This window comes from Xanthomonas euvesicatoria, assembly GCF_013112235.1.
GTDB classification, from domain to species: Bacteria; Pseudomonadota; Gammaproteobacteria; order Xanthomonadales; family Xanthomonadaceae; genus Xanthomonas; species Xanthomonas euvesicatoria.
The window spans coordinates 2149370-2174206 of sequence record NZ_JABFFS010000001.1; the positions used below are offsets into that span (position 1 = coordinate 2149370).

General features: G+C 65.4%; 25 protein-coding genes, 1 other RNA gene and 1 pseudogene. 7 read left to right on the forward strand and 20 right to left on the reverse strand.

The features are described 5' to 3' along the window. Positions 1-109: 109 nt before the first annotated feature. The 6 genes from HLH45_RS09150 to HLH45_RS09175 all read right to left on the reverse strand — a co-directional run bounded on the left by HLH45_RS09150 (position 110) and on the right by HLH45_RS09175 (position 5450). Positions 110-1579: an aldehyde dehydrogenase gene (locus HLH45_RS09150; protein ID WP_008572592.1), complete on the reverse strand. Its 1470-nt coding sequence runs from the start codon at positions 1577-1579 to the stop codon at positions 110-112. Between the two features lie 83 nt (positions 1580-1662). Next, the gene (locus HLH45_RS09155; RefSeq protein WP_008572593.1) at positions 1663-2490 is read right to left on the reverse strand and encodes a p-hydroxycinnamoyl CoA hydratase/lyase; all 828 of its coding nucleotides are present in this window, start codon (positions 2488-2490) and stop codon (positions 1663-1665) included. 45 nt (positions 2491-2535) lie between these two features. Further along, positions 2536-3009 (reverse strand): MarR family winged helix-turn-helix transcriptional regulator, encoded by a 474-nt coding sequence (locus HLH45_RS09160; protein ID WP_008572595.1) that lies wholly within the window; start codon positions 3007-3009, stop codon positions 2536-2538. Positions 3010-3138: 129 nt separating this feature from the next. After that, positions 3139-3540 (reverse strand): EF-hand domain-containing protein, encoded by a 402-nt coding sequence (locus HLH45_RS09165; protein WP_029818729.1) that lies wholly within the window; start codon positions 3538-3540, stop codon positions 3139-3141. A 200-nt stretch (positions 3541-3740) separates the two neighbouring features. Next, a complete protein-coding gene (locus HLH45_RS09170) occupies positions 3741-4463 on the reverse strand; it encodes a hypothetical protein (protein WP_014089445.1) in 723 nt (240 codons plus the stop codon). Positions 4464-4544: 81 nt separating this feature from the next. Next, positions 4545-5450, reverse strand: coding sequence for an SMP-30/gluconolactonase/LRE family protein (locus HLH45_RS09175; protein ID WP_008572599.1), 906 nt, complete (start codon positions 5448-5450; stop codon positions 4545-4547). A gap of 123 nt (positions 5451-5573) precedes the next feature. Between HLH45_RS09175 and HLH45_RS09180 the strand changes: the two genes are divergently transcribed. Then, complete coding sequence (locus HLH45_RS09180) at positions 5574-6683, forward strand: Gfo/Idh/MocA family protein (RefSeq protein ID WP_033478660.1); 1110 nt, start codon at positions 5574-5576, stop codon at positions 6681-6683. A 490-nt stretch (positions 6684-7173) separates the two neighbouring features. Here the strand turns inward: HLH45_RS09180 and rlmM are convergent, their stop codons facing one another. Genes rlmM through HLH45_RS09195 form a run of 3 tightly spaced genes read right to left on the reverse strand, consistent with a single transcriptional unit; the run spans position 7174 to position 9197 of the window. After that, on the reverse strand, positions 7174-8217 hold the full coding sequence (gene rlmM / locus HLH45_RS09185) for a 23S rRNA (cytidine(2498)-2'-O)-methyltransferase RlmM (RefSeq protein WP_008572601.1): 1044 nt from the start codon (positions 8215-8217) through the stop codon (positions 7174-7176). 39 nt (positions 8218-8256) lie between these two features. Continuing rightward, a complete protein-coding gene (locus HLH45_RS09190) occupies positions 8257-8817 on the reverse strand; it encodes a nucleoside deaminase (RefSeq protein WP_008572602.1) in 561 nt (186 codons plus the stop codon). Beyond that, the gene (locus HLH45_RS09195) at positions 8817-9197 is read right to left on the reverse strand and encodes a hypothetical protein (RefSeq protein WP_046932418.1); all 381 of its coding nucleotides are present in this window, start codon (positions 9195-9197) and stop codon (positions 8817-8819) included. The genes HLH45_RS09190 and HLH45_RS09195 overlap by 1 nt, the downstream gene beginning before the upstream one ends. A gap of 265 nt (positions 9198-9462) precedes the next feature. Here HLH45_RS09195 and HLH45_RS09200 point away from each other — a divergent pair. Beyond that, positions 9463-9537: non-coding RNA, sX9 sRNA (locus HLH45_RS09200), on the forward strand. A 326-nt stretch (positions 9538-9863) separates the two neighbouring features. On the opposite strand, the gene HLH45_RS09210 is transcribed toward HLH45_RS09200, so the two are convergent. From HLH45_RS09210 to HLH45_RS09220, 3 genes and pseudogenes are all read right to left on the reverse strand, one after another. Further along, positions 9864-10793, reverse strand: a complete 930-nt coding sequence (locus HLH45_RS09210; protein ID WP_014089450.1) for a DMT family transporter — start codon at positions 10791-10793, stop codon at positions 9864-9866. Positions 10794-10804: 11 nt separating this feature from the next. Then, positions 10805-11011: pseudogene (locus HLH45_RS09215) on the reverse strand (hypothetical protein). A gap of 165 nt (positions 11012-11176) precedes the next feature. After that, on the reverse strand, positions 11177-12916 hold the full coding sequence (locus HLH45_RS09220) for a glutamine--tRNA ligase/YqeY domain fusion protein (protein ID WP_008572605.1): 1740 nt from the start codon (positions 12914-12916) through the stop codon (positions 11177-11179). A 416-nt stretch (positions 12917-13332) separates the two neighbouring features. On the opposite strand from HLH45_RS09220, the gene HLH45_RS09225 reads away from it, so the two are divergent. Both HLH45_RS09225 and HLH45_RS09230 read left to right on the forward strand, forming a co-directional pair. Then, positions 13333-13974: a glutathione S-transferase family protein gene (locus tag HLH45_RS09225; protein WP_008572606.1), complete on the forward strand. Its 642-nt coding sequence runs from the start codon at positions 13333-13335 to the stop codon at positions 13972-13974. Between the two features lies 1 nt (position 13975). After that, entirely contained in the window at positions 13976-14206 is a 231-nt protein-coding gene (locus tag HLH45_RS09230) for a putative signal transducing protein (RefSeq protein WP_014089453.1), read from the forward strand. Between the two features lie 94 nt (positions 14207-14300). On the opposite strand, the gene HLH45_RS09235 is transcribed toward HLH45_RS09230, so the two are convergent. From HLH45_RS09235 to HLH45_RS09245, 3 genes are read right to left on the reverse strand one after another with little or no spacing between them, the layout of a single operon-like run. Further along, positions 14301-14765, reverse strand: coding sequence for a response regulator (locus tag HLH45_RS09235; RefSeq protein ID WP_008572608.1), 465 nt, complete (start codon positions 14763-14765; stop codon positions 14301-14303). Beyond that, positions 14762-16672 carry an ATP-binding protein gene (locus HLH45_RS09240; protein ID WP_008572609.1) on the reverse strand — a complete coding sequence of 637 codons (1911 nt, stop codon included), beginning with the start codon at positions 16670-16672 and terminating at the stop codon, positions 14762-14764. Before HLH45_RS09240 ends, HLH45_RS09235 begins: the two co-directional genes overlap by 4 nt. Next, on the reverse strand, positions 16669-17376 hold the full coding sequence (locus HLH45_RS09245) for a helix-turn-helix transcriptional regulator (protein ID WP_008572610.1): 708 nt from the start codon (positions 17374-17376) through the stop codon (positions 16669-16671). Before HLH45_RS09245 ends, HLH45_RS09240 begins: the two co-directional genes overlap by 4 nt. Positions 17377-17500: 124 nt before the next feature. Here HLH45_RS09245 and HLH45_RS09250 point away from each other — a divergent pair, with 124 nt between their 5' ends. Together HLH45_RS09250 and msrA are read left to right on the forward strand one after the other, a co-directional pair. Continuing rightward, entirely contained in the window at positions 17501-18016 is a 516-nt protein-coding gene (locus HLH45_RS09250; RefSeq protein WP_011346501.1) for an SgcJ/EcaC family oxidoreductase, read from the forward strand. A gap of 95 nt (positions 18017-18111) precedes the next feature. Further along, positions 18112-18762, forward strand: coding sequence for a peptide-methionine (S)-S-oxide reductase MsrA (msrA, locus tag HLH45_RS09255; RefSeq protein WP_008576346.1), 651 nt, complete (start codon positions 18112-18114; stop codon positions 18760-18762). A 417-nt stretch (positions 18763-19179) separates the two neighbouring features. On the opposite strand, the gene HLH45_RS09260 is transcribed toward msrA, so the two are convergent. The 3 genes from HLH45_RS09260 to rnk all read right to left on the reverse strand — a co-directional run bounded on the left by HLH45_RS09260 (position 19180) and on the right by rnk (position 21572). Then, entirely contained in the window at positions 19180-19749 is a 570-nt protein-coding gene (locus HLH45_RS09260; RefSeq protein WP_008576347.1) for a type 1 glutamine amidotransferase family protein, read from the reverse strand. Between the two features lie 362 nt (positions 19750-20111). Further along, a complete protein-coding gene (gene tal / locus HLH45_RS09265) occupies positions 20112-21080 on the reverse strand; it encodes a transaldolase (RefSeq protein WP_008576348.1) in 969 nt (322 codons plus the stop codon). 51 nt (positions 21081-21131) lie between these two features. Beyond that, the gene (gene rnk / locus HLH45_RS09270) at positions 21132-21572 is read right to left on the reverse strand and encodes a nucleoside diphosphate kinase regulator (RefSeq protein WP_011346504.1); all 441 of its coding nucleotides are present in this window, start codon (positions 21570-21572) and stop codon (positions 21132-21134) included. 81 nt (positions 21573-21653) lie between these two features. Between rnk and HLH45_RS09275 the strand changes: the two genes are divergently transcribed. Beyond that, on the forward strand, positions 21654-21914 hold the full coding sequence (locus tag HLH45_RS09275; RefSeq protein ID WP_008576350.1) for a hypothetical protein: 261 nt from the start codon (positions 21654-21656) through the stop codon (positions 21912-21914). Positions 21915-22117: 203 nt separating this feature from the next. On the opposite strand, the gene HLH45_RS09280 is transcribed toward HLH45_RS09275, so the two are convergent. Further along, positions 22118-23059, reverse strand: a complete 942-nt coding sequence (locus HLH45_RS09280; protein WP_008576351.1) for a LysR substrate-binding domain-containing protein — start codon at positions 23057-23059, stop codon at positions 22118-22120. A 91-nt stretch (positions 23060-23150) separates the two neighbouring features. Continuing rightward, complete coding sequence (gene ahpF, locus HLH45_RS09285) at positions 23151-24743, reverse strand: alkyl hydroperoxide reductase subunit F (protein ID WP_008576352.1); 1593 nt, start codon at positions 24741-24743, stop codon at positions 23151-23153. Positions 24744-24837 lie beyond the last annotated feature (94 nt).

The following is a 24837-nucleotide window of genomic DNA, read 5'->3' on the forward strand; positions in this document are numbered from 1 at the left end:
CGGATGCAGCCCACGCGTGCGCCTGCGCATAGCAGGCACGCAATGCGCTATCGGTTGGCGATGTGTGCATGCCAGTCCGCACGCAGGCGCGCGTTGTTTCGACTGTGCGCTAGCTCAGGTAGAGGGTTTTGGTTTCGAGGAAGGCATGCAGACCTTCGATACCGCCTTCGCGGCCGATACCCGAATGCTTGAAGCCACCAAACGGCATGCTGATATCGACCCACATGCCGTTGATCGCATGACTGCCGCTGCGCACGCGGCGCGCGATGCGATAGGCGCGTTCGGCGTCTTCGCTGTAGATGGTGCCGTGCAGACCGTAGTCGCTGGCATTGGCCTTGGCGATGAGGTCGGCTTCGTCGTGGTAGTCGATGAAGCTCACCACCGGTCCGAAGATTTCCTCGCGCGCAATGGTCATGTCCGGCGTCACCTCGGCAAACACCGTCGGTTCGACGAAGAAGCCGCGCGACAGGTGTGCCGGGCGGCCTCCCCCCATGGCCAGGCGTGCGCCCTGCGCCTTGCCTTTGGCGATGTAGGACTGCACACGCTCGAGCTGGCGGCCCAGGGCCAACGGGCCCATCCCGGTGTCTGCCGCAAACGGGTCGCCCAGCTTCACTGCGCTCAGTGCCGCGCAATATGCCTGCAGGACTTCTTCGCGGCGCTGCGCCGGCACCAGGACGCGCGTCAACGAGAAGCACACCTGTCCGGCGATCGGCATGGAGTAGGGCACCAGGGTGGGCAGCACCTTGGCGATGTCGGCGTCCTCCAGCACGATTGCTGCCGATTTGCCGCCCAGCTCCAGCCCAACCCGTGCCAGGCGCTCGGCGCAGGCGATGCCGATCGAGCGGCCGGCCTGGGTGGAGCCGGTGAAGCTGACCTTGTCCACGTGCGGGTGGCGGATCAATTGCTCGCCCACCTCGCGGCCGGCGGGGAGCAGGTTGAACACGCCATCGGGCACGCCGGCGGCGCTGATGCACTCGGCCAGGATATAGGCATCGATCGGCGTTTCCGGCGAGGGCTTGGCCACCACCGTGCAGCCGGCAGCCAGCGCGGCGGCGACCTTGTAGCACAGCAATACCAGCGGCGCGTTCCAGGGCGTGATCGCGGCGACCACGCCGACCGGCTCCTGCACCACATGCACGCGGCCACCGTTGGGGCGCACACGTGGTTCGACGAATGCGTGGGTGGCAATCAGGTCGGCGTAGTAGTCGAATAAATCCGGCGCCTGCTGCGAGGCGCGCTTGCTGAAGCCAAGGGTCGCGCCGACCTGGCCCGTCCATGCTTCGGCCAACTCCGGCATGCGTGCACGCAAGTGGTCGGCCACCCGCTTGAGTGCCACGCTGCGCGCTTGCGGGGAGAGCTGCGGCCAGGGGCCGTGGTCGAAGGCGCGGCGTGCAGCTGCGATGGCCGCTTCGGTATCTGCGTGCGAGGGTTCGGTGTAGCGCAGCAGCCGTTCTTCGGTATGCGGCGCGATCACATCGACCGAGCGATCGCCGGTGCTTGCGCGCCATTGCCCGTCGATGAACAGACCCAGGGGACCTCGCGCGGCGATGCCGCGCAGCGTTTCGAATAAGGCTTCCATACTCCCTCCTCGGTGCAGAAAACCACTGGCAGCGCCAGCGATGCACGCACAACGCGCACCGCTTCGGACGCCGTAGGACGCGCTTACGCTCGGTGTTTGCTGAGGTCGTACTCGCCCAGGCCGGGCTTGTAGCTCTTCTCGTCGATGAACTGACGGATGCCTTCCTTGCGGGCGTTGTTGTCGAACGAATTGGCCGCTTCCTGCATGCGCACCAGGTAATCTTCGGCTTCGTCGTAGGTCATGGTGCCGACGCGGCGCACCGCATCCTTGGCGTACTTGAGCGCGACCGGGTTCTTGCGCAGCAACAGTTCGGCCACTTCGCGGGTGCGTGCCTCCAGGCGTTCCAGCGGCACGCTTTCGTTGACCAGGCGCCATTCGGCAGCCTTCTTGCCATCCACCATTTCGCCGGTCAGCGTCATCCACATCGCATCGCGCATCGACAGCAGTTCCACCGCGACCTTGGTGACGCCACCGCCGGGCAGGATGCCCCAGTTGATTTCCGACAGGCCAAACTGCGCCTCATCGGCGGCAATCGCCAGGTCGCAGGCAAACAGCGGGCCGAAGCCGCCGCCGAAACACCAGCCGTTGACCATGGCGATGGTCGGCTTCTGATACCAGCGCAGGCGACGGAACCAGCCATACGATTCGCGCTGCGAGCGCCGCACGCCACGCAGGCCCTGCGCTTCGGTTTCGCGGAAATATTCCTTCAGGTCCATGCCCGCCGACCAGGCGGTGCCTTCGCCGCCGAGCACCAGCACGCCGACGTTGTCGTCGAACTCCAGCTCGTCCAGCACGTCCATCATGCGGCGGTTGAGCGCCGGGCTCATCGCGTTGCGCTTGTCGGGGCGCGCGAACTTCACCCAGGCGATGCGGTTTTCGATGCGAACCGATACCACGTCATGCTCGTTCAAGCGGCGTCTCCTTCGAGTCGTGAGAGTGCTGGTGTGTTGATGGGCTCAGAGTGCTTCGGCCAGCGCCGTGTCTGGCGCGGCGGCGCGCTCCAGTGCAGCGCTGGCGTTTAACTTGCAGAGCAGGCGCAGCAGGGTCTGTTGTTCGCTAGCCTGCAGGCCGGTGCAGGTGCGTTCGCCCGCACGCGCCAGGCAGCCCTGCGCAACCAGCAGCGTGCGCTCGCCCGAGTCGGTGAGGTACAGGCCCTTGCTGCGACGGTCGCGGCCAGCGAGGCGTTCGATCAGCCCTTGCTCGGCCAGCGCATTGGCGATCTTCATGCCGGCGGCGCGGTTGACCAGCAGACGGTTGCCCAGCTCGGTCTGGTCGCAGCCGGGTTGATCGCGGATGTGGATCAACGCGGTCACGCGCGCCGGGGTGAGCTGTAGCTCGGCCAATTCCTGGCGCGCGGCGTGGCTGGAGGCCAGGGCGGCGAGTTGCAGCTGGTAGCCAAGGTCGGCGGCAAGTGAAAGGCGAGCAGTCATCGGTCCGTCCAGATTGTATCCGTTAAATACAATCTATCCGACCGAAGCGGGCCCTGCAAGAGGGGGCGATGGCGTGATGCGAAGCACAGTGCGCGGTTGCGTAGTACAGCCGCGCCTGCCGTAAGACGATCAGCGGATCAGCCAGCCAGCGAGCTGTTCGCGGGTCAGGTAACCGCTGTGACGGGTGTCGAGCGCGTCGAATTCATCGGCCAGGGCAGGGTTGGCCTGCGCCTCCGCACGGCTGATGCGGCCATCGCCATCGGTATCCATGGCTTCAAAATCGATGCGGTAGCTGCCGACCACGCTATTGGGCTGGATCGAACGCACGATCACGCTGGATTCGCCGCGCGGGCGCTCCAGTTCGGTTTGATGGGTGACTTCGCCACTGGACAGCGGCTGGGTGCGGATGGCACTGGGCACGTCGATCAGCGGCATGCTGCTGGCCGGCGTGGGCGCCTGCTGCGCATGTGCGGCAGTGCAGAGCAATAGCGACAGCGTGGAGACGAGTGTGGCAAGACTGCGGTTGGTCATCAGATCCCCCTGATGCGGAACAGCCCACAAGCATAGAGCCTGGCGGCCTTTTGCGCTGTGCGTGACGGTGGCGCGCCGCTTGGCGACGGGGATACGCTGTTGAATTGTCAGAGGCGGCGAACGGGTCTTGTCGCGCTGCTGCATCGTTGCCCTGAGCGAGCACTGCGCATTGCATCGCGCAGTGCTCTGGTTGGCGCCACTCAGCCGGGAATGAAGGGGAAGACGATCTTCAGTAGTCCCTTCAGGCCGCCCTCCGCCGTGCTTGTCACCGCCTTGGCACCCAGGCTGTTGAGTGCGCGGCGCACGTCGTCCCAGCGCAACTGCGCAATGTCCTTCTTGAGCAGATCCGACACCTCTTCTGCGGTGGGCGTGAGCTTCTGCAATGCGCGCACAGTGGCGTGCGGATCCGGTTGCAGGTAGCCCCAGCGCTCGGCGATTTTCAGCAGCGTGTCGAAGCGCACCGCGACCACTTCGCGGTTGCGTTCGTACACCGGCAGCGCACCGACATCGAGAATGGCTTGCTCGAACTGTTGCGCGTCGTCGGGATGTTCGATGCGCACCGCCAAAAAGCCTTCCTTGCGGCTGCGTTCGCTGACATGTTTTGCACCCGAGCGCAGATTGTCTTCGGTGAGCACGTTGGCAACGATGCGCTGCATCGCGGCGTCGCCCTCTTCGGGCACCAGCGAGCGCCAACGCGCATAGCCATCGCGCCGCAGCGCCTTGACCTTGGCCGAGGTCACCCGCAACTGCAATGCGACCGCAGCGTTGGAGCTGTTGCGCGAGATGGCGCCATCGCGTTCGAGCAGCACGAAGATCAACAATTCCAGGTCACGCTTGGTCAGCGACTGGAACCCCTGCAACAGGGTCAGGCGCAGAAATTCGCTGCCGAAGGCGGCCGCGTCCTTCAATTCGATCGGTTGCATGGGGAGTCCTCCACAGGTGACCTGCAGCATGCCAGGACGCTGTTGCGCGGCCTGAGAACCAATGCGACGCACACGCCAGTTTCAGTGTCCGGTTTCGCGCCCGCGACGATCGGACCTGAACGTTTCAACTGCGCCGCGGTCCTGCAAGGTGACGAACACCTGCTTGCCATCGGCGCCGCCGAAGGCCACGTTGCTGGCCTTGCGCCCCTTCAATGCCACCGTACGCAGCAGCTTGCCCTGTGGCGACACCACTGCAATCTGCCCGGCATCGTAGCGGGCGATGTACAGATTGCCGTCGGCATCGCAGCGCATGCCGTCCATGCCGAAATCGGGGAAGCTGATCAGCAGCCGTTTGTTGCGCAGGCTGCCGTCGCTGCCACGGTCGTAGGCCCACACCTTGCGCGACATGCTTTCATTGACATACAGCTGTTTGCCGTCGGGGCTGACATCCAGGCCGTTGGGCGTGGTCATCCCTGCCTCCAGCAGCCGCACCGCGCCGTCGCGGCCGATGTGCCACAAGCGCCCGCCATTGTCCTTCCAGTTCGGGTCGCTGGCGTAGAAGCTGCCATCGGGCGCCAGCGCCAGATCGTTGGGGCCATCTGCCTCGGGCAACGCCGCGAACGTGCTGACCGCACGCGTCTGCATGTTGACCTGCAGGATCTTGTGGCCGGTGTAATCGGCGACATACATGGTGCCGTCGCGAAAGCGGATGCCATTGCCGGTGCTTCCCTCGGGCAAGGTGACGAACACCTCGGCACGTGCGCCGCCGTCGGCCTGCAGCGCGATGCGCGCGATGGTGCCGTCCTTGCCCAGGTTCACCGCGTACAGCGCGCCATCCGGACCGGTCGCCGGGCCTTCGGCATTGTGTGTGAATGCGCCATCGCCGATCAGATCGCGCGCAACGAAGGGTGTGTCGGCAGCGCTGGCGAGCGAACTGGACAACAGGAGCGCCAGCGGCAGATAGCGAAGATGGGCAACGACGGTCATGCGCAATGCTCCGGATGTGATCGCCAGCAGTGTGCCAGAACGTGCAGCGCGACCATGGCGGTGATCACACCCGATCAAGTAAGGTGCGCGAGCAGTACGCCCACACTCGCGAAGGAGGTTTGCATGTCCGTGGAATCGATCACACGTCGCCGCTTGCTTGCCGCCTTTGGCGGTGCAGGCATCCTGCTGGCTGCACCGACGTGGGCAGTGCCGAAGAAAAAGCCCGGAAAACCGCTCAATGTCGCGTTGGTCGGGTTGGGCAGTTATGCCAGCGAACAGCTCGCGCCCGGCCTGGCGCTGACCAAGCATTGCAAGCTTGCCGGGATCGTCACCGGCACGCCGTCGAAGATTCCGCAGTGGCAGTCCAAGTACGGCATCGCCGACCGCAATGTCTACAACTACGAGAACTTCGATCGTATCGCCGACAACGACGACATCGATGTGGTGTACATCGTCACGCCAACGCATCTGCATGCGCCACTGACCCTGCGTGCGGCTGCCGCGGGCAAGCATGTGTGGTGCGAGAAGCCGATGGCGATGCACGCCGGTGAATGCGAGGCCATGATTGCTGCCTGCAAACGCAACAAGGTGGCGCTGACGATCGGCTACCGCATGCAGCATGAGCCCAACACGCGGCGCGTGATTGCGATGGCCAGCGAAAAACCGTTCGGCGCGATGCAACGCGTGCGTGCCGAGGCCGGGTACAACGGCTATCAAGGCACCGCCAAGGCCGACCGCCCGTGGCGGTTGCGCTCGCAGTTCGGTGGCGGCGCGATGTACGACATGGGCGTGTATCCGCTCAACGCCGCGCGTTACACCGTGGGCGCCGAGCCGCTGGCAGTAACGGCCAAGCGCTGGACCGACCGACCCGATTTGTTCGATGAAGTCGACGAGCACATGGACTTCACCCTGGAGTTTCCCAATGCGGTGCGCGCCGAGTGCAAGACCAGCTTCGGCAAGAACATGAATGTGCTGCGCGCCGAGTGCGAGCGCGGTTGGTACGAGTTGTCGCCGTTCCAGAGCTACCAGGGCGTGACCGGCAAGGCCAGCGATGGCCGCGTGTTCGACGCCAAGGTGCCGCATCAGCAAGCGCTGCAGATGGACGAAGACGCGCTGGCCATCATGAACGGCACGCCATTACGTGCGCCGGGCGAAGAAGGCCTGCGCGACATCCGCATCGTCGATGCGATCTACCGCTCGGCGCGCGAGGGCAGCAAGCGCATCGTGCTGTAAATGAGCTGGTTCCGGCGGCCAAGTGCCGCCGGGGCCACCGCAATAGCAAGCAGCGGCCCAGGGCCGCCAGGCATGGCAGCACACAGCGGCCAACACACATTCTGACTGTGGAGCGAGCAAGCGGCCAACCGGCCGCGGTGCGTCACGCCCGCAATCAATGGCCGACAGCTGCAAGCAGCACACCAGCGGCAACCAGCGGCCGCAGAAATGTTGATTCAGTGAGAAGAGCAAGCGTCAATTTCGCAAAAGCGAGTCGCGCTAGTCGGGAAGCAATTTCTACTACAAGGCACGGGACCAACCATCACGAGGATTCCCGTTGCACGCCTCAGGCGCGCTTCAAACGCGCAGAGCATCGCTGTGCAGGAATGATTCAAAACGCTCAGTGAACGTCGCGCGGTGGTCGAAGGAATCGACGACAGCATATACAGCCGAACCGGCCAACCGCTTTTACGATTCCCGATTCCCGATTCCCGAATCCCGATTCCCAGCCTCACTCCCGCATCGCCAGTACCGTGATCTCCTCGCGATCGTGATACAGCTGCTTGGCGCGCACGATCAATGATTTTTCTGCCTGTTGCTCGAACAGGTCCAGGCACAGGCGGGTCTCGTCCCAGCGCTTTTTCATCGGCAGCTTGAGGTTGAAGATGGTGTTGCGGCACCAGCCTTCGCGCACCCAGGTGGCCATGCGTTCGGCCACGCGGCGCGGTTGCTCCACCATGTCGCAGACCATCCAGTCCAGCGGCTGCGCGGGCTTCCAGTGGAAGCCGTCGGCGCGCAGGTGCTCCACCAGCCCGGTCTCCAGCACATGCTCGCGCAGCGGGCCGTTGTCCACGCTGGTGACGTGCACGTGCTGCCGCGTCAGTACCCAGGTCCAGCCGCCGGGCGCAGCGCCCAGATCGGCCGCGCGCATGCCCGGCTTGACCAGTGCGTCGCGTTCTTCGGGCGTGAGCAGCGTCAGCAGGGCCTCGTCGAGCTTGAGAGCAGAGCGCGAAGGCGCTTCCGGCAGCAATTTCAGGCGTGGAATGCCCAGCGGCCACGGCGCGCTGTCGGCGTTGTCGGCCACCGCCAGCAAGGCGTGGTCGCCGTCGAGAAAACAGACGTGCAACCGCGGTTGGCGCGGCTGCGGCTTGTCGGTGAGCAGGCCGGCCTTGCGCAGGGCCGGTCGCAGTGCATTGCCGAAGCTGCGCGCCAGGCCTGCAAGCGGCTTGCCAGCGTCCGAATCCGGGTGTTCCACCCACAGATCGCCAAACCGCTGCTGCCCGTCCAACGCGGCCAGGATCGGCGTGATGCGGTCCTTGGGGTCGATACCTTTCAGCTCGGCAATCACTACCAGCTTTTGCCGGGCGAAGATCAACTCGCGCCACTGCAGTTTTGCTGCAAGTTGCGCAGCCTCGTCGCAGACGAACAGCACATAGCCGTCGTTGCGTTGGGTGCGCGCATACCCGGCGATGCCGACGAATGCAGCGCGCGCGCTCAGTTCTGCGGCCAGCTCAGGTTCGAAACCCTGCCGGCAATAACACAGCAGGCCGCTCATCGCTGCACCTGCAGGAGGGCGCCCGCTGCGCCGGCGACATCAGTAATGGTCACCGCCGCCCTCGCCATAGTTGCGCAGCACTGCACACGCCTGGTCGCGCAGTACGTCGCGCACCACCTCGATGCCGCGGCGGCTCAGTTCACCCACCCAGTCGGCCGGCAACGGGCCTTCGTCGAATTGCGTCAGCGCCATCACGTCGTCGGCGCGCGCGCCGATCAGCAGGCGGTCGATGCCGGCCCATACGGTCGCGCCGTAGCACTGGCAGCACGGCTGCGCGGAGGTGGCCAGCGTCACCGGCGACAGCACATCGTTCAAGCGTGGCGTCTGCAGGCGCTGTTGCGCCAGCATGTAGGCCATGTTTTCGGCATGCGCCAGCGAGGTGGTCTGCGGCACCACGCGGTTCACTGCGGCGGCGATGATGCGATGGTCCGGGCCGAACACCACCGCGCCGAACGGGCCGCCGCTGCGTTCGCGCACATTCATCCGCGACAGCTCGATCGCCAGGGCCACCTTGTCCTCATCGCTGGGATAGGCGCGGCTGTCGTCGACATGCGCGTGGATCCAGTCGGGCAGGGTGAGGTGGATGTGCGCGTAAAGCATCAGTGGACCGTTTCTGTAGGGGGAGTGGCGGGGCGCAGTGTATCGGCCTGCGCGTCCTTTGCGGCACATTGACCGGCCACGCACTGGCAGGCGCTGATCTCGCGGAAGCCGCACACGCTCATCATGCCGCCAGCCTGGCATTGCGCCAGTACGCCGTTGGGGTCGGTGGCGCTGTTGACGTTGACGCAGGCCGGAAACGCACCGCAACAGTTGCCGACGTTCTTCACTGTGCAATCGGCATCGGTGCGGCAGGTGGTGGTGACGACGACCGCTTTGCCGGCTGCCGGGCCGCGTGTCGAGCCGGTCGCCGGAGGTGGCGTGGCGGTATCGGTCGGTGGTGCGGCCACGCAGCCAATCGACCCAAGACAGGCCAGCAGCAACAGCGTGCTCAGACACCGGGACAAAAGACGGGACATGCGGCCGCTCCGATCAGGATAGGTGAGCGGCCATGGTAAGCCCCGGGTGCGCGGAATGTGGCACGCGCAGGATCAGCTAGAAAATTCCGCAATCCAGATCGTGCGCGCGTTATGGCTGATGACGCTGGCGACGGCGTCGCGTGTGACCGAAACACGCCTGCAGCCTTGGAGCAGCTAACGAAACGACTGTGCAGCCGCCGGGCGGGCGCGGCCGCTGCCCGGAATCGGCATGTACCACGCGTCCACTCCGGTTGCTCCGCGCCGTCGTATCCGCCTGACGACTGCCCGCTCGGTGTTGTCAGCTGCTCTTGGTGAAGTCAACGCCGTCTGCGCAGTGACCGGTGGCAGCGCGTGGCAAGGTCCAGTTGCTGCATGCTTTCGTCGCGGCGATCGCTGGGCAGATCGTCATCCGGCCGACCCGGAAGCAGCGTACAGAACACCTCGGCCGGAGTCGCCGCGTTCGAAACGGGCGGCTGCGGCGAGCAGGCCGCAAGGCCGATCGACAGCGAAAACACCGCGCCGCGCAAGGTATTTGCAGGTGGGCGTAAGCATGGTCGCGGGAGGCACATGGCGGCATCGCTGGCTGATACAGCCTGCAATCTAGGCCGCTGCGTGCATCAGGTACCGGGGTCATTTCGCTTCCGCATGCAGTGCTGCGCACCACAGCACGCCGACCAGCAGGCAGGCGATGGCGGCCAACTCCAATGGCGTGGGCAGCCGCATTTCCCAGGCGAAGCCGTACAGCAGCGCAAACACCGTCTCGAATACGATCATCTGCCCGACCAGGGTCAGCGGTAGCACGCGGCTGGCACGATTCCACAGCGCATTGCCGATGATCGAGGCCAGGATGCCCAGCAACAGCGACACGCCCCAGAAACTGGCCCACTCGAGCGGTGCATGCGCGGCACTGCCGATCAGGGCCGCCGGCGCCAGCAACAACGCCAGTGCGCCGGTGACCACGCCGGTCAGCAGCGACCAGTCGCCGCCGGACAGATCCGGGCGCCGCCGCAACCAGCGTGCATTTGCGATCGAATAGGCCGACCACGACACCAGCGCACCCGCCGCGCACAGCAGGCCGGCGATCCGGGTCAGGCGATCGCTTGCCTGCTGGCCGGAGTCGTCCTGCACGGTATCCACTGCCACCAATGTCACGCCGATCACGCACAAAACGCAGGGCGCGGCCAGACGTCGCAATTGCACCGCACCGGCGGCACGCGTCCCGATCACGGTGACCACCACCGGCAACAGCCCGATGATCAACGCCGTTGCCGCGCTGCCTGCCCACTGCACGGCGCTGCCAAGCAGCACGTAATACATCAGGTTTCCCATCAGGCTCAAGCGCACCAACGCCCACCATTCGGCAGCGCCCAGCCGGGCAGCGGTCTGCCGCGCGCGTGGCGCCAGCAGCAAGGTCGCCACGGCGCCATACGAGAGATACCGCGCCACCGCCAATTGCAGCGGCGTAAAAGCGCCCAGCAATTGCGGCGCCAGAAACACCAGCCCCCACAGCGCGCCCGCACCGATTCCGCAGGCGACACCCACCATCAAGCGTTCACGCATCGTGCTGTTCCTCAGGGCATGCATTGCAGCGTGCCGTGCGGCAGGGCGTTGATCAAGGCGGGCGCTGCAGACGGATGCAACGCCGCACGCTGCATCAGTGCGCTGTTCCAGCTTCTGTGATGTCGTCGGTCACACGCATGGCGCCGCGTGCGTGCGATGGCGCTGCGCAAATCAATGGGATGCCATCGCAGCGCATGCGCCACCGCCACGATCGTGATGGCCTAAAGCGGTCCACGGCGTGGCAGCCGCTTGCTGCGCATCGGCGTTGCGGCCAAGAGGGTGCGTGACGACGCAGGTGCCGCCTCTGCAGCCGTGCAGCCGCCGCCCAACCTAGGGAGCAGCGACGCCCGCTTTGCAAGAGCGCCGCTGTCTGTCCTGCGTGGTTACTTGGCCCAGGTATCGCGCAAGGTCACGCTGCGATTGAAGACCGGCGTGGCCGCGCTATGGTCGCGACGGTCGGCAACGAAGTAACCGCTGCGTTCGAACTGGAACGCCTGCTCCGGCGCAGCCATCGCAGCGCTCGGCTCCACGTAGCCGCGCACGTTGCGCTTGGACTCGGGGTTCAGATAATCGCGGTAGGTCTTGCCTTCGGATTCGTCGTCGGGCTTTTCCACCGAAAACAGGCGGTCGTACAGGCGGATTTCCGCTTCCACTGCGTGTGCGGCGCTGACCCAGTGGATGGTGCCCTTGACCTTGCGGTTGGCGCCTTCCATGCCCGGACGCGATTCCGGATCGAGCCAGCCGCGCAGTTCGACGATCTCGCCGTCAGCGTTCTTGATCACCTCGTCCACGCGCGCAATGCCTGCGCCGCGCAAGCGGATTTCGCCGCCCGGCACCAGGCGCTTCCAGCCCTTGGGCGGCACCTCGGCAAAATCCTCGCGCTCGATCCACAGCTCGCGCGCAAACGGTACTTCGCGTGTGCCGAAGCTCTCGTGCTTGGGGTGGTTGGAAAACTGCAGCGTTTCGGTATGGCCTTCCGGCAGGTTGGTCAGCACCAGCTTGAGCGGGTCGATCACTGCCATGCGGCGCGGCGCCGCGGCGTCCAGATCCTCGCGCAGGCAACCTTCCAGCACCGAGAAATCGATCAGCGAGTTCTGCTTGCTGATGCCCACGCGGTCCACGAACAACCGCATCGCCGCCGGCGTATAGCCACGCCGGCGCAGGCCCTGCAGCGTGTACATGCGCGGGTCGTCCCAACCGTCCACCAGCTGCTCTTCCACCAGCGCGGTGAGCTTGCGCTTGCTCATCACCGTGTAGTTGATGTTGAGGCGCGAAAACTCGATCTGACGCGGCTTGGCCGCTTCGCGCGGTAAGCCCTTGTCCAGCAGCGGCTGCAGCAGTTCCGGGTGACCGGCCAGGTCCACCTTGTCCACGCACCAGTCGTACAGCGGGCGGTGGTCTTCAAATTCCAGCGTGCACAGCGAGTGGGTGATGCCTTCCACCGCATCGCCGAGCGAATGCGCGAAGTCGTACATGGGGTAGATCGGCCACGCATTGCCGGTGTTCTGGTGCTCCACATGCTTGATGCGGTATAGCGCCGGGTCGCGCAGGTTGATGTTGCCGCTGGCCATGTCGATCTTGGCGCGCAGCGTGCGCGCGCCGTCCGGGAATTCGCCGGCACGCATGCGTGCGAACAGCTCCAGGTTTTCTTCGACGCTGCGCTCGCGGAACGGCGAATTGCGGCCGGGCTCGGTCAGCGTGCCACGGTATTGCCGCACCTGTTCTGCGGACAGGTCGCACACGAACGCATGGCCATCGCGAATCAGCTTCTGCGCGGCCAGGTAATACACCTGGAAATAATCCGAGGCGTGGCGCAGTTGTGCCCACTCATAGCCCAGCCAGCGCACGTCGTCCTGGATGGCCACCACGAACTCGGGGTCTTCCTTGGCCGGGTTGGTATCGTCCAGGCGCAGGTTGCACAGCCCGCCGAACTCGGCCGCCAGGCCGAAATCCAGGCAGATCGCCTTGGCATGGCCAATATGCAGGTAGCCGTTGGGCTCGGGCGGGAAGCGGGTGCGGATGACCGTGTGCTTGCCGCTGGCCAGATCCTCGCGGACGATCTGGCGGATGAAGTCTTTCTTCTCCGCCGGGGCGGTGGCGTCGGTGGCTAGGGTCTCGGACATGCGCGCATCAGCAATGGGTAAACCGCAAGTTTAGGCGGTGGCACCGGTTAGGGGTAGGCGCGGGGCGCGGCGGGGCGGCTTCCGGGCGTTGGTTTGCGCGGGGTTGGGTCCCGGGCAGCCCCCGCAGGCCGTGCCGGCGATGTGCGGATCTGTCGTCGCCGGTTTCACGATGCAACCCACGGCACGCCAGGCGGCGCCGACGGATCTGGCGAGCAGGCGCGGTCGGCGTGCCCATTGCGCAGCAACCACGGCGCAAGGCCCGCTCTCACCTCACGCTTGGCCTTTTCACGTTGTTGGCCCGCACGCGCTGCCTTGCGCGCGTGCTGCAGGACCAGGCGTGCCTGCGACCGGGCATGGCTGGCGGGTATCGGCCGCGACGCGTACGCTGCGCCGACCCCGTTGGAGCGCTCGAGCCCATGCCACTGCCCCGTCTGGTGATCGGCGACAAGACCTTGTCTTCCTGGTCGTTGCGGCCGTGGCTGCTGTTGCGACACTTCAGGGTGCCGTTCGAGGAAGTCGCGCTGCCGCTGGCGACGCCCGAATTCCAGGCGCGCATTGCCGGGTATTCGCCGACCCGCCAGGTGCCGGTGCTGTGGGACGACGCCCTGCATGTGTGGGATTCGCTGGCGATCTGCGAATACATCAACGAGCGCTGGTTGGACGGCCGCGGCTGGCCGACCGACCTGGCCGTGCGTGCACAGGCGCGCGCGGCCGCGGCAGAGATGCATTCAGGCTTTGCGGCCTTGCGCAGCCAATTGCCGATGAATCTGGCCCGCGCGCCGGGCCCTGCCCAGTGGGATGCCGCGGCCGAGCGCGACATCACGCGCATCCAGGCGCTGTGGGCCAGCCTGCGCGCCGAGCACGGCCATGCCGGGCAGTTCCTGTGCGGGCAGTTCGGCATTGTCGATGCGATGTATGCGCCGGTGGCGCTGCGTTTTTCCAGCTACGGCGTGCCGCTATTTGAAGCGGCCGGAGATTATGTGGCGGCGCTGGATGCATTGCCGGCGCTACGCGACTGGCGCAATGGCGCGCAGCGCGAACGTGCAGAGCGCAGCTGAGATGCAGATCGCCTACCGCGCCAGTCACCTCATCGATGCGCATCTGGCCAAGCACGCGCTGGAAGATGCCGGCATCACCGCGTTTGTCTTCGGTGAATCGCTGCTGGGCGGTGCCGGCGAGCTGCCCGCCTTCGGCGTGCTGCAGGTCTGCGTGGCAGATATGCATTTGACTCAGGCCCAGGCGGTGCTGGCGGAGATCGGCTTGTGCGGGCAGGTCACGCGGGCGCTGTAGCGCAGCGCCAGTCGTAGGAGCGCACCCGGGCGCGACGAGGCTCTGCCGATAAACGCCACGTCGCGCCCAGGTGCGCTCCTGCGATGTATGCGCGTCATTCCTGCTGACGCCACCCCGGCGGCGCTGCATCCGGCGCGGCCAATGCGCGCAGACGCTTGAACAACACGGTGGTTTCGGCCACGTTCCAGACCCGCAGTGCGACTTCGAAGGTATCCAGCGGCTTGGTCAAAAAGTCCTTGGCGCCCAGGCCCAGGGCGCGGTGGCGCGCGCTGCGGCTGGGGTCGGCGGTGAGCACGATCACGGGCAGGAACCGGCCAGGGTCTGACAGCCGCGCCAGCTGTTCCAGCAGCGCGTAGCCGTCCAACTCGGGCATCTTCAGATCCAGCAGGATCAGGTCCGGGGCAAATGCCGAGACCAGGCCCATGACCCGTAGCGGATCGGTGGTGGCGATCACTTGCTGGAAACCTTCGCGTTGCAGCAGGTCTTCGAGCAACCGCACGTTGGCCGGCTCGTCGTCGACGATGAGGATGCGGGAACCGAGAATTTCGTCGCGTGTCATGCCAGCAACCCGTCGATCACGGTGAAGAATTCCGCCACGTCGAGCGGCTTGGTCAGATAGGCGCGCACGCCTTGATTGCCCACGCGCGCCAGTGTGGCGGTGGTGGCATCGGCACTGATCACCACCACCGGGATGGCCGCCAGCGCCGGCTGCGCCTGCAATTCGCGCAACAGCTCTTCGCCGTTGCCATCGCTTAGGTGCAGGTCCAGCAGGATCAGATCCGGCGCGCCGTGCTGCAATAGCGCACGCGCCTGCGCCAGGCTGGCCGCCTCGAGCAGCTGCCACTGCGGGCGACGCTCGGTGAGCGTGCGGATCAACGCCTGATTGGATGGATTGTCTTCGATGCTCAACAGCCGGCACACGCCGCTGCCGGCACTGCTTGGAGGTACCAGCGGCCGCGCCGGTTCACTGTGCCGATGCTCGCCCTGCGGCAGCGAAATCCAGAACCGCGCGCCATCGCTGCTGCTGTGCACGCCGATCTGTCCACCCATCGCCTCGATCAAGCGCTTGCTCAGCGCCAACCCCAGCCCGGTGCCTTCCACCGCAGAGCGCTCGGCGCCCAAGCGCTCGAACGGTGTAAACAGGCGGTCGATCTGCGCCGGGGTCAGCCCCGCGCCCTGGTCGGCAACCGTAATACGCACCTGTTCGCCATCGGCCTGCGCGCTCACCTGCACCTGCCCGCCAGTACGATTGAACTTGACCGCGTTCGACAGCAGATTGAGCAGCACCTGGCGCAGCCGCTGCGCATCGGCGCGCACCGTCCACGGTCCGTCGATGGAGGCCGGTTGCAGCGCAATGCCATGCTTGTCGGCATCCGGTGCGATCAGTCCCAGGGCTTCGTGCACGGCCGCGCGTACCGAGACCGGCTCCGGGCTCAGATCAAGTTGATCGGCTTCGATACGCGCGATGTCCAGCAGCTCGGTGATCAACCCGAGCAAGTGCCTGCCGGCACCCAGAATGTGCTGCAGATGCCGCCGATGACCCGGCTCGGGCAGATCCATTTCCAGCACCTGCGCATAGCCCAGGATCGCATTGAGCGGAGTCCGCAGTTCATGGCTGCTGCGCGAGAGAAATTCGGTTTTTGCGCGGTTGGCGGTTTCGGCCTCGCGCCGCGCCAGTTGCGCTTCGGCTGCGCGTGCGGCCAACAATTCGCTGGCTTGCGCCAGACGCTGGCCGACCTGGCCCAGTTCGTCGCCGGCACGCGGCTGCGGTGCCAGCGGCAGGCCTTCGCCCAGCCGGTCGGCGTTGGCGGCCAGGGTGCGCAGGCGCCCGGACAATGCCGAGGCGAACCATGCCACGGCAAATACCGCGCCCAGCCCGCCCAGCATCGCCGCGCTCAAGGTGATGATGAGGTTGCGCTGGCGCAGCCCTTGCGCCTTGGCGGTACGTACCTGCAACTGCGCGGTTTCGTAGTTGCGCAACTCGCGCAGTTCCGCACGCAGGATGTCGAGTTTGTACTTGCCATCCCACAGTTGCCGGATCTCTTCTTCGCGGCTCAGATCCGGTGCCAGCAATCGGCGCCAACCCTGCATTTTTTCCGCAAAAAGCGGCTTGATGCGCGCAAAGCGCCGCGCTTGGCTGGGATCGGTGATGCGTTGCGAAAGACGGTCGGCCACGCGCTGCAGCCGCGGCTCGGCATCGCGATACGGGGTCAGGAATTCATCGCGCCGCACCAGACGATATCCGCGCACGCCGGCCGCGGTTTCGGCCAACAGTGCGTGCGCTTCATACAGATCGCTGAGCACTTCCAGGGTCTGCCGCACGTCGTTTTCGGCGGCGATGTTCTGCCGTTCCACGCTGTAGATCGCCATCAACGCAACGGCCAGCAACAGCAGCGGCAGGGTGACCACCGCCAGGCTTTTGCGGGTAATCGGCCAATCGTTCCAACGCACCGCCAATGCATTCATAGCGCAAGTCCGGATTGGACCGCGTACACCGCGGCCTGGGTGCGATCTTTTACCTCAAGTTTCTGCAGGATTCGCTCCACGTGCACTTTCACCGTGCCGGGAGAAATCCCCAGTTCAGCTGCGAGGGTCGCGTTGGTGAGTCCGCGCGGAAGCAACGACAACACCTGTTTTTCGCGCTTGCTCAGCGCGCCCAGACGGTCGTCCTGCAGCGGTTTGCGCCGCCGCGTGGCAATCGGTTTGGCCGGCTCCGCCACCATCGCCGGCAGCAGCAGCGCGAACGCCTGCAGCGCCTGCACGTCGTCATTGCCGGGGGCCGGGCGGCCTTCGCTCCAGGCCACGCAGAGCATGCCGTGCGTGGTGCCCAGCGCGTGGATCGGCACCCTGGCTTCGCGGATGTCGGACGGGCGCGGTGGCATCAACCAGGCCGCTTCCTGGCCGTCGCCGGCGGCGCTGGCACCGGGCGGCAATGCACGGCCGCGGCTGGCCAACACTTGCGCGCGCGGGCCGCGCTGCGCCAGTACTGCGCCGTGTTCCAGGCCCAGCAGCAGCAGCACCCGGCCAAGGACCGCATCGCAGGCCTGCTCGGGGCTGTGCACCTGGCGCAGTGCAACGGCAGCTTCCCACAGCGCCTGCCAACGCGCGCTATCGGAGGCCTCGCGGCGCAAGGCTAGGCGCCAATCGCCAGCATTGGTGGGAGTTTCCATAGGCTCGCTCTAGGCCGATCAGCATATTTGAGTATATGCCACCCGGCAGAATTGTTGGGGCTGCTTGATTTCGATACTGAGCCTGCCCGCTGAGGCACCCCCATCAATCACACGGAGATTTCCCATGCGTCGCACCCTCTTCTCTCTGGTTCTGGCTCTGGCTGCCACCCCGGCGCTGGCTGGCGGCGTGATGCATTACACCGACAAGGCCAAGCTGCCGGCCGGCGGCGAGGAACGCGAAGTCGCTGCGCTGTTCGACACCTGGAACGCGGCGTTGGCCACGGGCAACCCGCATAAGGTGGCCGACCTGTACGCACCGGACGGCGTGCTGCTGCCGACGGTCTCCAACGAAGTGCGCGCCTCGCGCGAGCAGATCGAAAACTACTTCGCGATGTTCCTGACCAAGAAGCCGCAGGGCGTGGTCAATTACCGCACCGTGCGCGTGCTCGATGACGACAGCGCCGTGGATGCCGGCGTGTACACCTTCACGCTGACCGACAAGCACGGCAACAAGAGCAACGTGCAGGCCCGCTACACCTTCGTCTACGAAAAGCGCGACGGCAAGTGGCTGATCATCAACCACCACAGCTCGGCGATGCCGGAAGTGGACACGCGCGCGGCGGTTGCCAAGGCGAAGTAATGCGGCGCGGGCGACAGGCGCTGGCCGGGCAGGCTTGAAAGTGGCTCTGGCCGGCGCCATCCAGCAGGCAATCCTCACGATTGCGGAGTTGCACCATGCTGGGAATCGGCGCCTTCAAACAACGTATGCCACGCCCGGGCGAGGCACTACCCGGGCGCGAGCAAGCGCTGCCGCTGCATAACACGCACCTGGTCAACGGCCATCCGTTGCGCGGGGAGTTCACCGGTCTGGCCCAGGTGCAATTCGGGCTCGGCTGTTTCTGGGGCGCGGAACGCAAGTTCTGGAACGTGCCAGGGGTCTACACCACAGCGGTGGGTTACGCCGGCGGGCAGACGCCGAACGCGACCTATTCGGAAGTGTGTTCCGGGCAGACCGGCCACACCGAAGCGGTGCTGGTGGTGTTCGACGAACAAGCGGTGTCGTTCGCACAATTGCTGCGCACCTTCTGGGAAAGCCACGACCCCACCCAGGGCATGCAGCAGGGTAACGATGTCGGCACGCAATACCGTTCGGCGATTTACTGCACCACGCAGGCGCAGTACGACGCCGCGCTTGCCAGCCGCGATGCGTATCAGCAACAACTGACTGCAGCTGGGTACGGCGCAATCACCACGGAGATCCGTTTCCCGGCGCCCACGTTCTATTACGCCGAAGACGATCACCAGCAATATCTGGCCAAGCACCCCAATGGTTATTGCGGGCTTGGCGGCACGGGAGTGAGCTGCCCGATCGGGCTGGATGCCTGACGGAAAGGCGGGCCGGATTGAAACGCTGTCGTCCACATGATCGTGGCAGCGTGCCGATGGCCGACAGTGACCGGCAGCGTTATCACGATCAGGCACTGCATGGGAGTGCGTGCTAGGCAACTTGAATGGCTGCGTCGGAGACGGCGCGGCCATTTTTTTTAACGGAGATCGCAACACACGCTGGCGATGGGACGATATGTCTGTAAGGTGAACCGGCTCGGCGACGCTGTACAGCGAATCGGTGGTGTGAGTTGTTGCGGCGAGCGCCGCAGAGGGCCGGGCAGCACATCATCGGAGGCTGCTCAGCGCGGGCAAATACTCCTGGTGATTGGCCGCGAACGGTATGCAGACTCGATACAAGCAATCAGCACGGTGAGCCAGGGCGGGCATCAGCTGTACCGGCTTAAATCCGTTGGATTAAACGAATTCTCCGGCAAACATGCCGCGCAACTGGGCGAGCGTATCGGTGCGCTCCGGATGCAATTGCCGCATGCATGCCAATGCAAAATTCACCGGGCTGGTGCCAGGTGCGGTGATGACGCCATCGGCGCTGACGACCTTTTCGTGGCGATAGTGCGCGGCGCCTGCGTACGGCACCACGTGCTCCTGCAAGAAGGCCAACGCGTTGCTGGTGTGCGCGCGCTCATCGAGCAGGCCGGCATAGGCGAAGGCGAGGGTGGCGCCGCAAATCGCCGCGACCGGGCGCTGCTGCTGCACGCGCTCGACCAGCAAGCCGCTCAGCCCGGGAATTTCGCCGGCTTGCCAGCGTTCGCTGCCGGGCAGGATCCATAGATCGGCCTGCAGTGGCGCCAGATCGGAGAGGGCGAATTCCGGCGTGATGCGCACCCCGCCGATGGACTGCAGCGGTTGCCCGTCGATACTGGCAATGGCGACCTGGTCGCCGAACCATTCGCGTGCTGCCGGCAGCACCACGCCGATTTCCCAATCGGCCACGCCATCGACCATCACCACTGCAATGTTTGCCATTGTCCGTTACGCCAGTTGAGTGAATCCGGATTCTAGGCAGTGCGCGCGCAGCGGGTGTAAGCGATATGTGGAGAGCAGGGGGTTTGGTCCAAGCGGTACACGGCGCAGGCATGGCTGTACTGTGCCGCGCGGTCTTCTGTCTGTCGTGCAGGGGCGCTGACAGGCGGCTGCTGTTCGATCCCCGCCAATGCCGGCTGCGGAAGCGGCAACGCCCACGTCCACGTCCACGAGCTGCCCGCATCCTTACCCGTTATCGCGATGCAGACCGGCTTGGCCGCACATCTCTAAACCAGACTCAAAAACGACAACGCCCGCAGCCAGGCAGCTGCAGGCGTTGTATGCAGAACAGGCTCGCTGTGTGATTAGCCAGCGAGCTTGTCGGCGATGGTCTTGCGCAGTGCGTGCAAGTCCTTGGCGAACGTGTCGATACCGCCGGCCAGCTTCTCGGTGGCCATCGGGTCGGCGGCCAGGCCCGAAGCGAAGCTGTCGCTGTCGATCGGGGTGAACTGGGCATTGTCGGCCTTGGCCGGCGAGAGCTTGCGCGGCAATTCGCCGTGCTCGGCGTCGAGCTTTTCCAGCAGGTCCGGCGAAATAGTCAGGCGGTCGCAACCTGCCAACGCTTCGATCTGCGCGGTGGAGCGGAACGAGGCGCCCATGACCACGGTGGACGAGCCGCGCTGCTTGAACTCGTTGTAGACGGTGCGCACGAAGACCACGCCCGGGTCTTCGTCGATGCTGGCCGGGGTCTGCCCCTGGGCGACGTAGTAGTCCAGGATGCGGCCGACGAACGGCGAGATCAGGAACACGCCGGCTTCCGCACAGGCCAGCGCCTGCGCGCGGTTGAAGATCAATGTCAGGTTGCAGTCGATGCCTTCGCGCTGCAGCTGGCGCGCAGCCTCGATGCCTTCCCAGGTGGCCGCGATCTTGATCAGGATCTTGTCCTTGGACACGCCGCGCTCGGCGTACATCGCAACGAACTTGCGCGCCTTGGCGATGGTGGCCTGGGTGTCGTACGCCAGGTCGGCATCGACTTCGGTGGAGACACGGCCCGGGACCAGCTCGGCCAGCTTGACGCCGACGCCGACGGTGAGGCGGTCGGCCACTTCGTTGACGGTGCTGGTGCGGTCTTCGCCACCGTGTTCGCGGCCCCAGGCCAGTTCGCGCTCGATCAGGTCGGCATACACCGGCAGATCCAATGCCTTTTTGACCAGGGTGGGATTGGTGGTGCAGTCGACCGGCTGCAGGCGCTTGATGGCGTCGTAGTCGCCGGTATCGGCAACGACGACGGACAGTTCACGCAGCTGGGCGAGCTTGGAGGGGGATGCAGTCATGCGGGTTCTCTCGAATCGTGGAACGGGTCGGGGATGGCGCAGCGCGCTACGTTAGCGCGCCGCGCGCCGGAAGTCGCCCGCTGCTGCGGGTTGGTCGTGCACGGCAGTCACGCGCAGGCGCAGGTCGCGTCCGTCGGGCGTACGCCAATCGATGCTCTGGCCGACCGACAGGCCGAGCAACGCGCTGCCGACCGGCGCGAGCACCGAGATGCGGCCGTGCTGCACATCGGCCTCATGCGGGTACACAAGGGTGAGCGTATGCCGTTCGCCATGCAGTTGGTCCTCGCATTCGATGCGTGAGTGCATGGTGACAACATCGCCGGGAATCTGGTCGGGCGGCAGCACGCGGGCGCGGCCCAGTTCGTCGCTCAGCGCAGTGGCGGCGGGATGCTTGTTGAAGGCTGGCGAATCGAGCAATGCCTCAAGCCGGGCAAGGTCGTGGCTGGACACCAGGATGGATGGCGGCAAGCCGCTGTGGTGTTGCGAAGTCATGGCAGTCTCCTCATAGAAACGGCTCGCCGACATGGCAAGCAGCACTGACAAGATGAGGGCGCCGGCGGCTGATCGCAATGCATGGATGGCAAACCCAAGGCCCTGGCAAGGGCCGCCACGCAGGCGCTGCAGGCCTGGTGCAGCGAGCAAGCGCTGCGGTTGGATCAATTGGAGGAGGGCATGACGGCCGCTGCACACGAGCCTGCTTCCAGCGCATGCCGCAAACGCCGCACTATCGGTCTCAAGCAAGCGAACAAGACGCTACGCGTAAATCGCATGGTCGCATGGTCGCGTGGGCAGCGTGCCCTCGCCAGCCGCGTCGAGCAGACAGCGGCGGATTGATGCTGGGCAAGAGGGCTGTACACAAACAAGCTGGGCAAGAGGGCTGCACACAAACAAAAAGCGACGCTCGCGCGCCGCCCAATTCCAAACCTCCAACCGCAGCCAAAGCGACCGCAACCGCGATACGCTTTTACGATTCCCGATTCCCGATTCCCGATTCCCGATTCCCGATTCCCGAATCCCGAATCCCGAATCCCGAATCCCTAAGCCGCAACCGCCTTCGGTCCCGTCGTAGGCTGATCCAGGGTGAACAGGCTCTCGGGCAATTCCTTGAACAGTTGCGACAACTGCTCCAGAAACGCGGTCATGGCCGAACTGCGCCGCCACGCCATCGCAATGCGGCGGCTGGGCTGCTTGTCTTCACGGAAGCGGATCAGGCGGATGTTTTCCGAGCGCGCAACCGGAGGCTTGACCGCCAGCAGCGGCAGCAAGGTCACGCCGACATTCGCCGCGACCATCTGGCGCAGGGTTTCCAAACTGGTGGCCTGAAATTCGGATTTTTCCATCGCCCCGGCCAGGTGGCAGACATCCAGTGCTTGGTCGCGCAAGCAGTGGCCATCTTCCAGCAGCAACAGGCGCTGCTCGGACAAGTCGTCCAGGGTCATGCTGTCGTGTCGCGACAGCGGGTGGCCTTCCGGCACGGCCAGCACGAAGGGTTCTTCGAACAGGAATTCGGCATGCAGTTGGTCGTCCTGCAATGGCAATGCAAGCAGCGCGGCATCCAGCCGGCCTTCGCGCAACTGGTGCATCAGCTGGTCGCTCTTTTCTTCGATCAGCAGCAATTCCAGACGCGGAAAACGCTCGCGGATGCGCGGTACCACGTGCGGCAACAAATACGGGGCCAGGGTGGGAAAGATGCCCAGACGTACCGTGCCCGCTTCCGGGTCCTGGCTGCGGCGTGCGGCTTCCTTCATCTGTTCCACCTCGGCCACGATGCTGCGCGCACGCACGGCAGCTTCGCGGCCGGCCGGGGTCAGCATGACCTTGCGCGGCGCACGCTCCACCAGCGACACGCCGAGTTCGTCTTCGAGTTTCTTGATCTGGGTGGACAGCGTCGGCTGGCTGACAAAGCAGGCCGACGCAGCGCGGCCGAAATGCTTGTGGTCGGCCAGGGCTACCAGATATTTCAGGTCACGCAGATTCATGTGCAGCAGCCTTCATTGCGGTGACGGGGAACGACTGGCGCGTGTTGCAAGCCTAGCGCCCGGGTCGGCCGGGCGCTAAGCAGGCGCTCGCTTATGCCGCCTGGGCCACGCTGTCGGCAGTGGCCGGTGCGCTGGTGCGGATCAGATGGTCGAATGCGCTCAACGCGGCCTTGGAACCTTCGCCCATCGCGATCACGATTTGCTTGTACGGCACCGTGGTGGCGTCGCCCGCGGCGAACACGCCGGGCACATCGGTCTGGCCGCGGTCGTCGACGATGATTTCGCCGCGCGGCGACAGCGCCACCGTGCCGCGCAGGAACTCGGTGTTGGGCAGCAGGCCGATCTGCACGAACACACCTTCCAGCTCGATGTGCTGGATATCGCCGCCGGTGCGGTCCTTGTAGACCAGACCGGTCACCTTCTGCCCGTCGCCCAGCACCTCAGTGGTCTGCGCGCTGGTGATGATGCGCACGTTGTGCAGGCTGCGCAGCTTGCGTTGCAACACTTCGTCGGCGCGCAGCTTGTCGTCGAATTCCACCAGCGTGACATGCGCCACGATGCCGGCCAGATCGATCGCCGCTTCCACGCCGGAGTTGCCTCCGCCGATCACCGCCACGCGCTTGCCCTTGAACAGCGGGCCGTCGCAGTGCGGGCAATACGCCACGCCCTTGTTCTTGTACTGGTCTTCGCCGGGCACGTTCATCTGCCTCCAGCGCGCGCCGGTGGACAGGATCACGGTCTTGCTCTTGAGCGAGGCACCATTGGCCAGCTTGATTTCGATCAGGCCGTCGGCACCGGCCGGAATCAGCTGCTCGGCACGCTGCAGGTTCATGATGTCCACGTCGTACTGGCGCACGTGCTGCTCGAGCGCGGCGGCCATCTTCGGGCCTTCGGTTTCCGGCACGGAGATGAAGTTTTCGATCGACATGGTGTCCAGCACCTGGCCACCGAAACGCTCGGCCGCCACGCCGGTGCGGATGCCCTTGCGTGCGGCATACACCGCCGCTGCCGAACCGGCCGGGCCACCGCCCACCACCAAAACGTCGAACGCTTCCTTCGCGGCGATTTTCGCTGCGTCGCGCTTGGCGGCATTGGTGTCGAGCTTGGCGACAATCTGCTCCAGCGTCATGCGGCCCTGGTCGAACAGCTCGCCGTTCAAGTACACGGTGGGCACCGACATGATCTGGCGGGCCTCCACTTCGTCCTGGAACCAGGCACCGTCGATGGCCACGTGCTTGATGCGCGGGTTGAGCACGGCCGCCAGGTTCAGCGCCTGCACCACGTCCGGGCAGTTCTGGCACGACAGCGAGAAATAGGTTTCGAACTGGTAGTCGCCCTCCAGGTGCTGCACCTGCTCGATCAGTTCGGCTGCCGCCTTGGACGGGTGGCCGCCCACCTGCAGCAGCGCCAGCACCAGCGAGGTGAACTCGTGGCCCATCGGCAGCCCGGCAAAGCGCAGCGAAATGTCCTGGCCCGGCGTGGTCAGTGCGAACGACGGCTTGCGCTGGTTGTCGTCGCGGTGGATGTCCAGGCTGATCTTGTCCGAGAGCAGGACCAACTCTTCCAGCAGGTCGAGCATTTCGCGCGAGCCGGCACTATCGTCGATCGAGGCGTTGATTTGAATCGGCCGCGTCACCCGTTCCAGGTAGGCGGTCAGCTGGGTCTTGAGATTGGCATCCAACATGGAGAACTCCTGGGAATGGGCAAGGGGAGGGCGTGGCGTCGCTGCGCTGAGGCAGGTCGCCGGGAAGGAAGGGAGTGAACCGCAGCCGGCGCGA